The organism is Halomonas sp. 3F2F, from assembly GCF_014897805.1.
Classification (GTDB): Bacteria; Pseudomonadota; Gammaproteobacteria; order Pseudomonadales; family Halomonadaceae; genus Vreelandella.
In genome coordinates, this window is the sequence record NZ_JABUZE010000056.1 from 1 (window position 1) to 16,634 (window position 16,634).

The window sequence follows — 16,634 nt, forward strand, 5'->3', positions numbered from 1 at the left end:
GAAAGCCGCATCATGGCGCGGGTTTTCATGCATTTTCCCTGCCGCATCATGGCGCGGGTTTTCATGCATTTTCCCTGGGCGGCTGCGCCGCCATTGCGGGTGCCTCGGTTTCGCTCGTTCCTCACAACCTCGTTACAACACACTACATGTACAGATACAACCGTTATTACGTCAGCGCACCCGCGCTACAAAAAACCTACCCTTTAATCCCGGTGGTCTTTCACGATCATGATGATCATGCTGAGGATGAAGGCTAGGAAGATGGTGATGATGGCGAAAACGCTGCTGTTATAAAGCCGGTTAGGCTCTGTGGGGTACTCTGGGAATAGCGGGCTTTGCAACACGCTAACCTGTTTGAGCTGTCGAGCGGCTTCTAAGCGGGTGTTTTCTAGTGCAGCTAGGGCGCTGGAGTAGGTTTCCTGGGCGAACTGGGCCTGTAGTTCTAAGGTTTCATACTCAGCAGAAATGCGGTTAAGCGAATTGCCCGCTGCTTGCGCTAGGCGGTCGCGCTGTTCGACAATTTGGTCCCGCAGCGCTTCGATGCTGCGCTCTACTTGGCGAAGCTCTGAAGATTGCGAGCTTTGGAAACTTGCTAGCGCGTTGCGCTGAGCCTGGAGGCGGGCTAGATCACCTTCAAGCGTAGCGACTACTTGATTGATGCTTTCTACCGTTGATGTTGGAGATACTAAGCCGTATTCGTTTTGGAAATCGAGTAGTTCAGAACGCGTATCGCGAAAGCGCTCTTCTAGACGCACCATTTGCTGTTCTAAGAAACGAACCTGCTCTTCTGCTAGCCTATGACCCATTGCATTCATATGATCCTCACCCGCTTCTAGCAGCAATGATGCCATATCATAGGCGAACTCTGGCGTATAACCCTGGACATGAATATTGAGCACGCCGGCGTATTCGTCCAGTTCAACTTCAACTCGACGAAGATAGTAACTATGTAAGTCTTCAATCGGCGCTTCCGCATCACGTAGTTTGGCAAAAAAGTCGCCGTGCTCGTTGTAATGCTGACGAATGCCTAGCTGCTCATCTAATAGTCGCAGCATATCAACTGATAGCAAATGCTCTCGTAGTAGTAATAAATCTGCGGTATTGCCCGCGCCGCCACCCATCAGCGATGACAAGCTAAATTCTGGGGTTGCCACTTGGGGACTTTCTAGCACCACCGTAGCCCGAGATACATAGCGCTCTTCTGCCCACAAAAACCAGTAAAAACTCACAACAGCAATTGCTAGTAGCGCTACTGTCCAGTGAGGGGATGTTTTCACAAATCGACCTAGGGAACCTTGCATGAATTATTTAGCCTTTAACCGATCAACAAAACGGAGGTGCATTACTAGCCCTAGGGCATTTAATGAAAGCGTGACTAACCAGAAATAGAGCATGCTGGTGCCGTGCACCACTTCATAATTTTCAAAAAAGCCTAAGCGAAGCGTTTCTAACCCATGAGGAATGGGGTTAAGCATTAAGTATTCCAGCAGCCAGTGGGGCAACTGGTTAAGGGGAAGAATGACCCCAGAAATAATGAGCAGCGGCAGCGATAGCATGCGGATCACTCTGCCTACTTCTGGTACTAGTGTTGCGGCAACGGAGGTCACTAACCCCAACCCTAACCCAAGGCACCAAAGCGATAGCCAAGCTGCCATGACACGCACAGCATTATCTGGGTACATATCTAATCCCAGCATTAATCCGCCACCGATAAAGATTAAAAACACAAAAGAGCGCAACATTCCTTCCAAAAAGTTGCGCACCAAGACAGGATCTATAGGCTGTACTTGGCGATAGGCAAACAACGCGCTGTTACCTTCAATTGCCCCCATTCCTCTTAGCATGCCTTCACGCACTAAGAAAAAGCCCATCAAACCAGCAATCAACCAAGGAATGAATTCAGCGTTGACCACTAGTCGGCCACCACGAATAAAGCTACGAATGGCGACCATAATACCCACCATCGCGACTGGTTCAAAAATCATCCAGAACCAGCCCATGCGGTCGGCCATGGTGCGCGAAAGAGCTTCGCGCATAAACATGGCGTACCACACGCTACGTGTTACTTGCCAAGGCGTGCGGGCACCCTTCGGTGCGCCTCTTACATTTGCCATAGCTCTACTTTTAAATAGGTGAGATGTGGGCGTGAAGCGTGAGGTGTTCGTAGTTTTCCTCACACCTCACCATTTACAAATCAACTGCGACGCGGGTGGCGACGGCGATTTGGAACAGTATTTGTGTCAGCGTGGAAGCTAGCTGCAGGTTGTGGGTAGGAGCAGCGGGCATGACAAGAATTTCATCACCCGGACGTAGATTGACGTTGCGGGCATTTTCTACTGCGCCGTTCTGACGAACAATGAGAATGTGATCTTCATCGGCGCGGTTAGTAAAGCCACCGGCACTTTCAATGTAGTCGATCACGTTCATGCCGGGGCGAAACACTGCGGCTTGCGGCACCAGCACTTCACCGCTAATCAGCATGGAATCACTAATTTCAGGAATAGTGATAATGTCGCCATCTTGTAACCGAATATCAGAGATTCTATCGTTGTAGGCGACTACTAAACGCCCACTAGGCTCTAACTCTCGGGCACGTTCAACGAAGTCTTGAATAAGTTCGGCTTCTTGGGCACGAATTTTCGCTTCTTCGTTGGTGCTAGATTCAGCGCTTAAATACGTAGTTTCTAAGCGGCGTAAGCTATCTTCCATAGATTGCTTTTGCTGCTGCCTGACGCTTTCACGCTGTAGTGAAATGCTTTCCACCGCGGTCATATTCTCTGGCACGGGGATGGCGTCTAGCAGTTCACTTAGGCGTGCATCGCGAGGTAAGGCAAACCTAGAGGGGCCGTAATAGCTACCTTCCACCTCGACCACGATGGTTTCACTGCGCTTGTCAGCGCTGAACAGTACTTCATCGCCACTGCGGATGGTTTGTCCGTAGAACATATCTAGGGGGAAGTATTGGGCAAACGGGCCGTCATCACGGTTACCGCGTAACAGCACATGAGAAACACCGCTTCTTAGGCGTGCCAAGTTTACTAGCTCAGCACCGCTTAGCTGGTTACCCAGCAGCTCGTAGCGGTGTTCACGATGAACATCGCCGCCTACGGCAATGGCTGGGCCGCGCTCTTCTACAACAATGGTGTCGCCATCTTGGAACTGCGGGCGGGCAATGGAGCCATTAATAAGGAAGTCATACAGATCGACTGTAGCCACGGTACGGTCGTTACGCATCACGCGAATTTGCCGGTAGCTGCCTAGGTCTTGGTCGATGCCGCCTGCTTGATCCAAAAAGTACAGTACCGAGTCATTCGGAGTGCCCGCAAAGCGGCCTGGATTTTCTACATAGCCAGTCACAAACACCGCAACAGGCTGCACGCCTTGCACGTTGGTATAAACTTGAACATTTTCTGGATAAACCGAGGTAATGGCACCGCGCACGCTGCTTTCTACCTGCTGGCTATTTTGGCCTTCTACATTTAATGGGCCTGAGCCGGGAATAAAGATATTGCCTTGGGCATCTACCGGTAGCACCCGTTCAAATTCAAGAGCGCCCCAAACTCGCACGGTAATTTGGTCGCCGGGCTTAACTTGGTAACCGGCATTTAGGCCATCACCCATCGCACCGCGAAACCCACCGGTAAACAGGTTGGCACCGAACGGCGGAAGAACATCAGGGTTTTGCGGTTGCGCTGACACAGGCCCATACGTTCCGCTACGCCAGTCAGCGCGAGGAGAGTCGTTTACCTGCTCTACCTGCTGCTGGTTCGCTTGGTCTTCCGGCAGAATAGTGTTGGGCAGGCTGATGCTCTGCGCCCACCCCGTACTGCTTATTAGGCTACTGACAAGCAACAGTGACACAGCGGCTAATGGGCGTTTCAACGAAAGCCGCTTGATAAGACGAGTAGCATTCATTAGTAGCGCCCTTGTGCTGCAGTAGTTGAAGAAGGCATGCTTTGATTTAGCACGCGCTGATTAACCCAGCCATTGGGCGTTTCGCAGGTAAGGGCCGTGCGTGCTGCGCCATTTCCAGCCTCTATTACCCGTAGCTGACGGCACTCTCTACCGCTGGCGGCTAGATAAGGCGCATCGGCAATAATTTCGACGTTATCACCCCATGGGCTGCGCGCTACGTTTATTACTGCCCCGGCAGGCGCTTGGGATAAAAAGCCATTGAGGTTGTCATCTACAAGTAGTTTGGCTGAATCTGTGTTTAGCACGTACTGCGCTTGCTGCTGTGTGCTATTGGGATAAATAGCGCAACCGCTTACTACGGCAACACTTAACGCGGCCAGCAGCATGCGAGCTGGTCGTGCTAGAGAAACAGGGATATTCGACATGATAATTTTCCAGTAAAAAGGCACGCTACCGCCCAGGGATTCATACGGGCGCATTCCCTTGCCCTACGTTCCTGCTCGGTTAAAAAATAATTAGAAAAAACTACGTTAACGATTTAGTGGGCATTGTAGAGCAAACTTGCTACCACCTCCACTTCGACAACCCTTGTACAAAATCTAAAATAACTTAGCATATCGTTTTTCGATGCAAGGAACGGTTGAAATTCAGTGGTTGGCAATTTTTTGGCGCTACAAAAGAAGTGCAACGATGCAACAAAAGAAAAGTTGAACCCTCCGACGATTCATTCGAAGAATAGAATCGTCGGAGGGTTCAAGTGGGAGGTCGAGGTTTTGGAATTTGGTGGCGAAGCCGATCACGTTCACTTGCTTCTTGGCCTTAACCCTACGATCCAGCCTTCCAAGCTGGTCAACAGCCTGAAAACGGTGACCAGCAGGTGGCTTCGGGCCTAGTTCGCCGTGCATTTGGCGCAGTTTTATTGGAAACCGGTGTTCTAGAGTCGGGCCTACTGTTTGCTGACGGCTGGTGGTGCGCCTATTGAGTTACTGCGCGACTACATCGAGAATCAAGACCGGCCAACGTGACGTTGGCCGCGCTATCCATCGCCACCCAAACCAAGGTTATGAGTGGAGAATTCCGCGCTTATCGTTAAACCGCGCCTTCTCTTTCCGAGGGGAGGAATTGACATAGTGCCTAGTTTGGCATTATTTTTGAGTTTAGCTAACGTTCCCAGTGTGCCTAATTGGGAACACCAGCATTCTCCTAATGTGGGTACCGCCATTACATGGTTGTTCCACTATTCTTAATCGGCTCCCATGAGAAGGTAAAAATCTTGTGGTTTGAGTCCCCCAGCATAAATGTGCCTATCGGGTGCGGCCTGAGCTATTAGCGCGCTGTATTTTATGTCTTTTCTAGTGACAATTCACCTCCTGACACTTTATCACTGCGTGCATACTGGCTAGCTATTGCCAGTCTGTGGCTGTGAAATGTTGCCAGCAGCGTCCGCTATCCTCTGATACGTCTTGCGCTATGTAACCACCGACGCTTAAAGCAGCCCTTAACGCGTCTATCTCGATGATTCTATGAATTATTATTCATTTTCTTGTGCATTTAGCACTTGAGAATGCTTTTGCTCGCCTGCCATTTCAGTGGTGCAGGCTGACTGCCGCTACGAAAAATTACAAATCGCTCCAAGCGGCTGGGGCACGAAGCAAAAAACTGCCCCTTATTAGTAATAAGCCCAAATGAAATGCGAGAGAGCGATGCACATGGATATCAATTTTCAGCCACTGAATGGCCACAGCTACACCGTCAGCGCACGAATGGAGACACGATCAGTACGAGAACTGCTTGGTCTAGCAGACCAGAGAAGCCATCTAAGCTTGGCATCTAACAAAACACATAATGTTGTGCTGACACACCCTCCCGTACTGTTGCGTCAGGAGGGCGGTGGGGAGCAACTATTAAACAGATCGTCATTAACAGCACAGCTCAACTCGATGCAAAGGCTGCTCAAACAGGGCTTTTCATTTACAGAAAACTTGGTTGTTTACATATTAGATGAGGCATCTATAAGTAACGATGGCGGCATGCTGTTACGTTTCTTGCTTGGTAAAATTCAACAACTGCATTACAAAAAGAAAAACTCGGATGGAGAATTACTATGGAAGAAAGCTGTAAGCGAGATATCACAAGACCCAGCTCTAAAACTGTGCATAGAAAACAATTTATTTAATGGAGATAAACTTTCTGTTCGACATTATAAAGTATTGTTTAGCTCTGCTAATCTTAGCGAAAGCTCATTTGCGCACATGCCTGACATAAAGCGTATTAAAAAATCAAAAACCAAGAAAAATAAATGCTCAGAAAATAACGACAGAAAAGCTTTATCAACGCACATTGGCGAAAAGGATGAAAAAAACGTTAAAACCAGCGTTCAAAAAGAACTATCCACCATCGAAAAACATTTGGCTGTTATTAATAGTGCTGCAAAAAATGCAGAAAAACAATTTTCATTAAACGTTGAGCTATAAAATGTCCGCTGACCGCCCTTATCCTCATGAAATAAAAAAACAGTGGGAGTCAGCCATTGAGGCTGCCCCCCTGCTAGATGACGAAAAAACAAATCTTTTCAATATTATTGACTATTCACAACCACCAGTCTCTCTGACGACATTAAAAAAAGCAGCAGAGATTTACAATATTGATATTAAATCAATCGACATTGAAAATCTGATTAAGAAGCTACAAACCCTTGAAAATATTAAAAAAGAAAAACCTAGCCATATTGGAACAAACTATTCTGTTTATTATGCACTAACACATTCCTCTCACCTTTTCCAAAGCTCTAGCGATATTGCCATAAAATGTAGACGGTATTTTAGCCATCTTTTTGGCAATGTCGATGAAAATAAGAGCATATCTAAATCAACTTTTTACACCCACGTTCTGGCGGCACGTGATGTTATCTCAGCTGTCATAGAGTCACGTATAAAAATCGTAGAAAAAAGCGAAACACTAGGTTCTGACATTATTACCACGATTAACAGCGATATGCTTAGTGCGCAAAAAAATCGCTTGAAAGAAAAGATCAAAATTTTAAGTATGTTATCCCACAAAATTCTCACGCCTGGAGAGAAACAACGGGATTACAATAGCTCAGAAAAACAAAAAACTGCCAGTAACGTGCCTAAACATGACCCTTGGCACGATGAGCGCCTCAATGTATTAGCCAAGACGCTGCTGCCAAAACGTCAGCGTCTATATATTCGCCGAGAGCGCTATAAACAACATGATAGTGCAGTATCTGGCCCAGCAGAGAATGCGCTATTTAAGATGCGTGATATTAAGCTTAAAGACCCCAACGAGACAGAAGAGTCTAGTGAAAACACCATAGTACAGCGTGCCGCGTCTTCAACACTGACTAGAACAGATGATATTCAACTCGTACGTCGACGCACAAAAAGTTCGCCGACGTCATCATTGCCCGCAATTACCGATCTCGCACGACTAACCGACGTTACAATACATGCAGTTTTAGCACAGCCGCTATACTCTGAACTTAAATATTTCGCTATTTTGCTCTTAACGCTCGGCTTACCACCCGAACGATTGATGCGACTGACCACAAGCGAGCACGTTGACACCGCTACTGACAACCACCATGACGACCGACCTCACTGGTGCACCGCTGAAAGCGTCCTATGTTATCGCCTACTCGATGGCCCTTCGTTAAATCGTTCAAACCCAACGAATCAGTGGGTGCAGCTCACCCTGCCTCCATCATTGACCGAGTTTTTTAAGCTCTTCCCACTCTCAGAGCGCCCGTTTCGAGGCGCCCGCAGCCAGCTCAATCGACACCTAAAACGCTATTTTCGTAACCAACCCGGCCTCATTCCCACAGCCAATCGTCTGAGCGCCAGCAGCTGGCTGTATCGCCGGCCTCACGCCATTGATGATGTCGCTGCAACCGCACTGGCTGGACAGTTCGGCCTAGGCCTCTCTGCACCTGCCGCCTACCGACAGCTATCCCGTAAAGAGCTTCAGCACGTGTTTGATAAAACATTGCAGCAACTAGGTCTGTTTGAGCCCACATTACCTGTCGCCATGCCTGTTAACGCTAATCACACATCGGCGAGCGTCGGATCGGCCGTTGCGCAGCCACCAGAATTTTTCCAGTCGATTTTTAGTGATATTCGTCAAAACATGCGCAGCTCACAGGCAGAGATCGAAGCATGGCAGTCGTATAAACCGTTTCCTGCTGATGCTCTGTTACGCTTTTCACAGCTGATATCAGCACATGAACTGCTCGGCTGGCAACTGTCAACCGGAGCCCGCCCAGTGGGCCCTAGAAGCGGCAACCAACTCGGCCAAAAAATGCAGTGGGTACATGACAAAAATTCAGCGCGGGGGATAGAGTCGCGTGTCATTCCTATTTTGCCGAACGTCCGCGAGAGCATTAAATCACTACATCGATGGCATTCATTGATTATTCATGTCGCCAGCTCAGCAAACGTCGCCATAGGTGATCAACGCACTGATCGACTGGACACACCAGCATGGTTATTTAAACCTCAACGCGGTAAAAAATTGATACTACGCGACATGCACTGGTCCGACCTATCGACTCTCCAGCTCTCGCAGTTGATAAATAGTCCCCGCAATGTTGCTCGGCACTCGTTTGCCAGCTATCTCCGCAACCGTATTTCAGACGCGCAAGTCGACGCGATGCTAGGCCACGCCAGACATGGTCGAATGCTGTCATCACCGCGCTCAGAAACCCCACTGGACATGCAAAATTATTCTCAACTGATCCATGCTCTGAAAGAGTGGTTAGGGGCATGTGGATATCAACCGCTTGATTGGAGTCGCATCCCATGGCATTGCTAAACGCAGAGAGGTTGCTGAGCGAGTGGAAAGAGGGCAGTCACGCCCTCATCCAGGATCCTCAAATCAACGATACACGCTTTATTCTGGACAGCGCGCTAGGTAACGCGCTTACGCGAACCAAACAGTGGAACCATAAAGATGTGGCCGCACTCATAGAGCGTTTTTTCGAGTGGCGGAAAGAGACTCAACGCCCCGTATCGAAACAACAGGCACGTGATCGTATTAATCGCGTACTGACAGCGCTCAATAGCGTGCCCGGCATGCAGGCCGTATTAATGCCGGAGCCCATCGCTGTACATCGCCCCTCAGCACTCCCTACGACACCACGATCATTTTCCCTATCCGAGCAAATGATGGCATTAGAGCGACATCTATTACCCTGGTGCCGGAAACATCAGGACATCGACGCCTGGCTAATGCTCCTCGCCATTCGACTCATGACTCGGCTGGGCATGAGTGAGACGGTCATGCTGGGCACGCTAGCCATGCTGTCACAGAAACATATCAGCGGACGCGAACTCGCCATTCCATCGTCTCCCAATGCCCAGTGGCCTGACGATGGGCATTATCGGATCACGTTGCATGATGATGTATGGATACCACTCCGTGCACTGACGACACGTATGAAGCATAAAGAGACAAACGCGTGGTTATGTACTTCTGGAAAAAATACCGACAGCTTGAATTATAAAGACCGCCGAAATCAGCTACGACAGAGGCTCAAAGCATCCATAAAACAGTGCCTAACGGAACTGCGCTCACATCCTGATAGCCATGCGTGGCCTGCAGTACGTCACTGGTCATCCGTTGTCTCCGCTAGCCGCTACGTTAACGTGATGCGCGGCATCCCGCCGCTCTGGTCTACCCTACTGCGTCAATACCCACTGCCAACATGCACCCCGGTACCGCTGCTCGCCCAACACAATGAGGCGCATCAATATACACCAGGTGCCTGCATGGGCCGGTTACCAAACCGGGTATCCAAACATAATCAAACACCAGCACCGATTCCTGCAACGGACTCTACAACACGCCCAGCGGGTGCTTATAGTTTCTCCACGCAACATTTACCAATCGATTGGCAGCGTCGCGCTAAAAACCTGCTGCAACAATTTTTAGCGGATACGGCCCGACTGCACCCGACCAAAGTGGTTGCCAAAAAACACGATGCACCCATGCAAGCGCTTTTAACGCGCTACGAGAAGCGGCTCGCCCGACTGATCGGGCATCGAGGCCACTACCTCGACTGGATACTGCAATTTTTGTATCACCAGCTGCGCAGTCAGGGCAATAAGCTCAGTACGGCACGCACCCTACTCTCTCGACTGACACCGATCACGATGCTATTGCACGACGCTGTACTAGACCTGAGCGATTGGGATGATGATGTTGTCCTGGAGCTACACATGGAGGCTCAGTCTGGCACCCAGTGGTCTGCCCGCACGCGAGAAAATTTTATAAAAAGTTTTCGTCAATTTATGCAGTTCTGCCAACACTTCGGCATGTTAGAAGACGTTTCGCTGCCTAAAAAAAGATCAGGCTCACTCGCGCCCAGCGTCCTGCGCACACGTATTCTATCGCCCGATCATATGCAGTTGCTGTGGCGTACGTTGACGCATCACGTTCCCCCAGGCGATCCCCGTCAAATGATGGGACTCGTGATTGCGCTGGGATTTTACGGTGGCCTGCGCGCCTCAGAGGTCGAAGCACTCACACTCAACTCGGTGGTTTTCAGCGCTACAAATGAACAGGGGGATCGTAACTGTTGGGTCGAAATCCTAGGTGGCAAAACAGCGGCGGCGAGGAGACGGGTAGCACTGCATGTCATGGCTCCCCCCTCTGTCATCCACTGCATGTATGAGTGGGTCAAAACACGCCAAGCAGAATGCTCGTCGTGGTCATTAGCGGAAACCGCACTGTTTGGCCCCCGCCACTCACCACAGGCCTATGTGCGTAAATCATTAATTCAGCCCGTCATTGAATGGATGCGCTATATGCTGGGCGAAGATATTGATTTTCACGGACTGCGCCATGCCGCTGTTTCATGGACACTACTAAGGCTACATGCGGCGCAACATCACACATTTCGCGATGCTCTACAGCATAAATATCACTGGATGTTTCAACCTGCACCCTTGCAAACCATACTCGAATATTTTTGCGGGGCTGAAGGACTCGATACATTATCGCGGGGCACGTTGCTCTTACAGGTCACCAAGTGGATAGGTCATCGTGAACCTGGCACGCTGATAGAAAACTATGCACATACGTTGGGCCTCATTCATAGCGATATACTGGCACCAAAAACCAAACTAACAGGCTAAAAGCCTCCAACTTTAAATCATGCGCGCCCTAGCATCCTATTTGCTAGGGCAGCTGTTATGAACATGCCCCACATTCCAATCAGGCCATGCCTATGATCGAAGAAAAAACGCAACTACTTTACAAGTCAAAAAAGCCCTGATATTTTTACAGTCGTTAAGATAATTATCTTAGCCAGGTTTGGCGACCTGATACCACAAAGGCGTAATAGTGTCTTTATCATGGTAGACACTGAGATAACGTACACCATGTCTATGGTGGTCGTGCGTGGGAGACCTTCGGGTCTGCCGGTTTCCTTTGTGTCCGGTTCGCCAACCTGCGTACGGCCGCCTCCATGTTGTTTGGCGACAACGGGGACGGCTCTAACACAAAGGAGCTTACCCATGGCACTAAGTATCGTCACGTCCCTTCATTATAAAAAGCCACTTTCTTCTGCTTCGTTACTCGTTAATACCTACCCCGCTTGTTCTCACCCTTCACATATTTCACTACTGCGTATTTCGACGCCTAATTGTCGCGCTGCCGTCTTTGTGCCAGCAGATAATGCTGAGGAGGTGCGCTCATGAGCCAAATCACTTCTTCCTCACTGCCACCTCATAAACCACGCCACAATAATCCACTAGGGCGTATGATTGCTGAGGCCTTGGACAGCCAGTTGCTGCACTACGCTTACACAAATACTGACTTTACCATCCCAGACGTACGCGACGCTTTGCATGCCATGCCAGAGTTCAGCGACTACGACAGAACTCGGTTGCGCTACTATGTTCGCGATCGCGTACATGCACTAGAACGTCTAGGACTTGCGACTCGCGTAGGGATGGCCGATAAAAAACGCGCTATTTTCCGCTTACACTTTGATGCGGAAGAAACAGCTTGTGAACAACCAACCGCCGAGGAGCTGTCACCGCTTTCAGCGCTGTCTAGCACCACTGACGATCTCCTTACCTTTCTTGAAAAAGACCGCCAGCATCTCAACGCTTGCATGCATGTCGCGATCAGCGAGGCTGAGTATTACAAGAAAATTCTCGACCAATATCCCACTGAAAAAGCACGCATCACTCCTCTACTTCAAGCCGCGACAGAAAAGAGCAATCATCTAAAAGGCGAGTGGGACGCCAATCTTACCTTGAGATCCCAACTGGCAAGTCGGGAGTTGAACTCATGATACCCAGCTCTCCTACACAACCAGTAAATGACGCCAGCGCATCCATCCCGATGTTACGCCAGTGGCAAACAGAATGCCTAGAACGAGCGCTCATCCAACTATCATCAAAGATGCCACACTTTCTCTGTCAAGCCACGCCAGGGGCAGGAAAAATGCTGCTGGCTGCCGTGCTCGCCGAGGCACTAATAAAACGGAGTGATATCGACTATGTGGTTTATCTTGGCCCCACGCGAGCAGTGGTAAATGACGCGCGGCATACGCTTGAAAAAGTACTCAACCGCTCACTTGATGGTCAATTGGGCTCTATTGGCGTGGCATTAACGTACCACGCCCTTTCCAACCGCTTGGCGTCTTTAAAACAGCTGTGCCTCAATGCGCATGTGCTCTTGATCTGGGATGAAAGCCATCATGCGTCGGCCCCCGGCGGTCAAGCACAACAAGCCAATCAATGGGGACTCGCTCTCATTGCGCTAGAGCGACATGTGCGCTTTACGCTCGCCTTGTCAGGGACGCCTTGGCGGACAGATGGCAGCTGTTTACCGTTGTTACGCTATGTGGAAGCAACGGATCTACCAAGCAATTCCAGCGACTCTCTCTCCCGCGTGTCGTCGCAAAAGCAGCTAATACCTGATTACGTATATACCTTAAAAGAAGCCATTCAAGACGGTGTATGTCGCTATCCTACGATACAACTTGTCGATAACCACTCTATCGGGATGACAAGAACGCATCCCAGAACTGGGCGCAAAGAAGCACGCCAGTACACAAGCATTCCACAGCTGCTCAAGCACCCGAGTGTTCACTATGCCACTCTTCTTCACGATGATGCACCGCTTCAGCATGTATTAACACTCGGCATCAAACGCTTAAGCACTCTCCGCCAGCACGACCCGAAAGCAGGTGGCTTAGTGGTCGCTGCTAGCATTCAGCATGCCGAGGAGATTACGCAGCGTCTAGAAGATGCACACCAAACAGTTTGTTTAGTGACTAGCCATGATCCAACGGCGCATACGCAATTAGACACTTTTCGCGATGCCGACACGGCTTGGATTGTCTCCGTTGGGATGGTCACTGAAGGCGTTAACCTGCCTCGGCTACGAGTATGCTGTTATCTCAGCCATGTGCGAACGGAACAGTTTTTTCGTCAAGTGCTCGGACGCATTATTCGCCGCCAGACCCGCCATGATGAGCACTGCTATTTCTATGCACTTAACGAACCTCTATTGCGCCGATTTGCTCGACGACTGACTGACGACCTTCCCGATGAATTAGCCAAGGTGGAGAGCACGGGTAACAAAAACCGTGCCGTCGACGACGGGTCACATTTCCATCATGCCGACGCTATCGCGCACAACAGCACTGTCACCACTCAAGCATTTACCCCCTCCGAAAAGAGTGAAGCACGTACCTCTGATGCGAGCGGCCTCACACTGTCTTTTCAAGCTCCTCATCATAGCCAGACCATGAGCACTGAGACAGATGTGGCATTTTCACAGGCGTTTTATGAACGCCTCATAGCTTTACGCTTAACGGACTGAAGGGTACTAGCGATGAAAAAACGCCGCCATCCTCTCCCACCGATTCCAGGTAACTCACGCCATTACGAGGTGACCAACAATCCCATCGGCTTATCGCCTGAAGCAAGGCGTCTGCTGTCAGAAAGCGTTTCACCGAATACAGTGCGTGCCATGCGTGCCGATTTAAGCATCTATCAAAAAGCCGGCGGTATTCTGCCGGCCACTGAGATCGATATCGCTAACTACTTGTCTGCGCAAAATGCGCTGGGTAAAAAACCAGCCACGCTAGAACGCTATGCCAATTCGCTCCATATGTGGCATCGCTATCACAACCTACCCTCACCCGTGAAAACCATTGCCGTTCGAAACATATTGCGCGGCATAAAGAAAAGTCGAAATATGCGTCAAACCTCAGCTCCGGCATTGCGTCTCAAAGAGTTACATCGCCTACTCGATGCGCTAGATCGAAAAACGTTGCATGGGTTACGAGACAGTACGCTGTTTTTACTGAGTTTTTATGGCGCGTTTCGGCGCAGTGAAATCGTCGTACTTGCTTACCAAGATATTGAATGGCGTCCCGAGGGGATCGTTATCACCCTACATTACAGTAAGACCAATCGTTCCAGCAGGGTTGAAACAAAAAGTCTGATGCGAGCACCAGAAGGAAGCCGCTACTGTCCTGTGACCATGTTAGAGCGTTGGCTAACTGTCTCTGGCATAACGGAAGGCGCGCTCTTTCGAGGCATTAGCCCACGTGGAAAGCTAAGCACTGGACGCATGGTCGCCCAGACACTTTATATAAGAATGGGAAAAGCATTGGAAAAGGCGGGGCTAGCCACTGAAGGCTATACGCCCCATAGCTTTCGTGCCGGATTTATAACGGAGGCGCATCTGCGCGGTAAAAGCGATCAGCAAATCAAGCGTGTCAGTGGCCATCGCGATCAGAATACATTCGAACGTTACATACGCATCGCCGACGAATTTGAGAATAACGCGGGAGATTTTTTTTCATTGTGACACTCTCTGGCTGCGGCTACCGGGTCTACTTTTTCACCAGAAGTTCCATCGTAGTGATGCTACGCTCCTCGCTAGCGTGCTGAGTGACGTGACCCGCACACGCACTATCGGCACAGCGTGGTAGACTGGTGCCAAAGAGCAACTGCTGTGGTTACCTGGAGACCTCGCATGGCGACCGACCAACGTCTTAGACTGCCCATCGGGATTCAGACCTTCTCGGAGATCCGCGAGGGTGGCTATTACTATGTCGATAAGACGCCCGTCATCGAACGCTTGGTTCGCCAGAACAAGTTTTACTTCCTATCGCGCCCCCGGCGCTTCGGCAAGAGCCTGCTGCTTGATACGCTGCGCTGCCTGTTCGAGGGCCGTCAGTCGCTGTTCGAAGGGCTGTATATTCACGATCGCTGGGACTGGCAGCAGACCCACCCGGTAATTCGCCTAAGTTTCGGCAGTGGCGTAATGCGTAACCGAGAGGAGCTGGATATCCACATCCATGAGCTGCTCGACGCCCAAGCTGAAGCGCAAGGCGTTTCTCTGCGCAATACCTCTATCGCCGGCCGCTTTCGGGAGCTGATTCAGCAAACCCACCATCAAAATGGCCGGCGTGCCGTGGTACTAATCGACGAGTACGATAAGCCTATTCTCGACAGTATTCTGTCACACGAGCGTGCCCGAGAGCTGCGCGAGGGGCTGAAGAACCTCTATAGTGTGATCAAGGACGCTGATCCCCACCTACACCTGGTGTTGATTACAGGGGTCTCTAAGTTCAGTAAGGTCAGCCTCTTCTCGGGGCTAAACAACCTCAACGACATTACGCTGGACGCCCTGTTCAGTACGATCTGTGGCTATACCGATGACGATATCGACACGGTATTCGCCCCAGCGCTGCCCGGGCTGGATCGCGATGCAATCCGGGTGTGGTACAACGGCTACCGTTGGGGTGGCCCCAACGTTACCTCCGTCTACAACCCTTTCGATGTACTGCTGCTACTCCAGAAACGCGAATTTGGCCCCTACTGGTTCGAGAGCGCCACGCCTACCTTTCTGGTCGACATACTCAAGCAACGCGGAGTTTTCACTCCTCAGCTTAACCAGTGGGAAACAGAGTACGAGCTACTCAGCCAGTTCGACGTAGATGATATTAGTACCGACGCCCTGCTCTTTCAGGCCGGCTACCTGACAATCAAAGATGTACAGGAACCGATGCTGGGCTACCGCCAATACATCTTGGGTTTCCCCAATCATGAGGTCGAGACCAGCTTGAACCACGCCCTGCTACCCTCGCTGGGCGTGGAGAACGGCCCACGTGAGCGCCGCACGCTGTTCAGACACTTAAAGAACCATGACCTTGCTGGCCTGGAGGCTCACCTCAAGGCCCTCTATGCCGGCTTACCCCACGACTGGTACCGCAACAACCCAATTGCGCAATACGAAGGCCACTACGCAAGCGTCTTCTACAGCCATTTTGCCGCTTTGGGCCTCACGGTCACGGTGGAGGATGCCACCCATCATGGTCGGGTGGACATGACCGTCGACTTCGGCGGCCATCTCTACCTGTTCGAGTTCAAGGTGGTGGAGCAGCTGCCAGAGGGCAAAGCGCTCGCGCAGATCAAAGCCAAGGGCTATGCCGACAAATATCGCTCAGCCGGCAAGCCGATCCATTTAATTGGGGTAGAGTTCTCTCGACAGCAGCGGCAGGTCGTGGCGTTCGAGGTGGAGACGATTAGCTAGAGGTACAATCGTGCCGGTAATACGCTGCAGGGGCAACAGGAGGATTCACTCCTCGCTACGGCGCTAAGTGACGTGTCCCGCGCACGCACTGTAAGCGCCAATAAATCGACATCTACCGCTCTCGCTTTTACCCC

The 16,634-nt window shown here is 50.5% G+C and carries 14 protein-coding genes; 10 read left to right on the plus strand and 4 right to left on the minus strand.

Going from position 1 to position 16,634, the window contains the following annotated elements; translation table 11 throughout:
* Positions 1-257, plus strand: a 257-nt coding sequence (locus INT21_RS20330; RefSeq protein WP_226930603.1) for a hypothetical protein, incomplete at its 5' end; no start/stop codon positions are given.
* Here INT21_RS20330 and INT21_RS06570 read toward each other — a convergent pair.
* The 4 genes from INT21_RS06570 to INT21_RS06585 form a co-directional block, all read right to left on the minus strand.
* The gene (locus tag INT21_RS06570) at positions 204-1,301 is read right to left on the minus strand and encodes a chain-length determining protein (RefSeq protein WP_193085008.1); all 1,098 of its coding nucleotides are present in this window, start codon (positions 1,299-1,301) and stop codon (positions 204-206) included. The two genes, INT21_RS20330 and INT21_RS06570, sit on opposite strands and share 54 nt — an antisense overlap.
* A 3-nt stretch (positions 1,302-1,304) precedes the next feature.
* Positions 1,305-2,114, minus strand: a complete 810-nt coding sequence (locus INT21_RS06575; RefSeq protein ID WP_193068014.1) for an ABC transporter permease — start codon at positions 2,112-2,114, stop codon at positions 1,305-1,307.
* Between the two features lie 73 nt (positions 2,115-2,187).
* A complete protein-coding gene (locus tag INT21_RS06580; RefSeq protein WP_193085009.1) occupies positions 2,188-3,915 on the minus strand; it encodes a polysaccharide biosynthesis/export family protein in 1,728 nt (575 codons plus the stop codon).
* The gene (locus INT21_RS06585; protein WP_193085010.1) at positions 3,915-4,340 is read right to left on the minus strand and encodes a DVU3141 family protein; all 426 of its coding nucleotides are present in this window, start codon (positions 4,338-4,340) and stop codon (positions 3,915-3,917) included. Before INT21_RS06585 ends, INT21_RS06580 begins: the two co-directional genes overlap by 1 nt.
* A gap of 225 nt (positions 4,341-4,565) precedes the next feature.
* Between INT21_RS06585 and INT21_RS20730 the strand changes: the two genes are divergently transcribed.
* The 9 genes from INT21_RS20730 to INT21_RS06630 all read left to right on the plus strand — a co-directional run bounded on the left by INT21_RS20730 (position 4,566) and on the right by INT21_RS06630 (position 16,500).
* The gene (locus tag INT21_RS20730; RefSeq protein ID WP_193060227.1) at positions 4,566-4,808 is read left to right on the plus strand and encodes a transposase; all 243 of its coding nucleotides are present in this window, start codon (positions 4,566-4,568) and stop codon (positions 4,806-4,808) included.
* Between the two features lie 816 nt (positions 4,809-5,624).
* The gene (locus INT21_RS06595) at positions 5,625-6,389 is read left to right on the plus strand and encodes a hypothetical protein (RefSeq protein WP_193085011.1); all 765 of its coding nucleotides are present in this window, start codon (positions 5,625-5,627) and stop codon (positions 6,387-6,389) included.
* A 1-nt stretch (position 6,390) separates the two neighbouring features.
* Positions 6,391-8,745 carry a hypothetical protein gene (locus tag INT21_RS06600; RefSeq protein ID WP_193085012.1) on the plus strand — a complete coding sequence of 785 codons (2,355 nt, stop codon included), beginning with the start codon at positions 6,391-6,393 and terminating at the stop codon, positions 8,743-8,745.
* On the plus strand, positions 8,733-11,069 hold the full coding sequence (locus tag INT21_RS06605) for a site-specific integrase (protein WP_193085013.1): 2,337 nt from the start codon (positions 8,733-8,735) through the stop codon (positions 11,067-11,069). The genes INT21_RS06600 and INT21_RS06605 overlap by 13 nt, the downstream gene beginning before the upstream one ends.
* Positions 11,070-11,450: 381 nt before the next feature.
* Positions 11,451-11,633 (plus strand): hypothetical protein, encoded by a 183-nt coding sequence (locus tag INT21_RS20335; protein ID WP_226930604.1) that lies wholly within the window; start codon positions 11,451-11,453, stop codon positions 11,631-11,633.
* Entirely contained in the window at positions 11,630-12,235 is a 606-nt protein-coding gene (locus tag INT21_RS06615) for a hypothetical protein (RefSeq protein WP_193085015.1), read from the plus strand. Before INT21_RS20335 ends, INT21_RS06615 begins: the two co-directional genes overlap by 4 nt.
* 50 nt (positions 12,236-12,285) lie before the next feature.
* Positions 12,286-13,773, plus strand: a complete 1,488-nt coding sequence (locus INT21_RS06620; protein WP_226912512.1) for a DEAD/DEAH box helicase — start codon at positions 12,286-12,288, stop codon at positions 13,771-13,773.
* 12 nt (positions 13,774-13,785) lie between these two features.
* Positions 13,786-14,769 (plus strand): site-specific integrase, encoded by a 984-nt coding sequence (locus INT21_RS06625; RefSeq protein ID WP_193085016.1) that lies wholly within the window; start codon positions 13,786-13,788, stop codon positions 14,767-14,769.
* Between the two features lie 168 nt (positions 14,770-14,937).
* Positions 14,938-16,500, plus strand: coding sequence for an ATP-binding protein (locus INT21_RS06630; protein ID WP_193068023.1), 1,563 nt, complete (start codon positions 14,938-14,940; stop codon positions 16,498-16,500).
* Positions 16,501-16,634 lie beyond the last annotated feature (134 nt).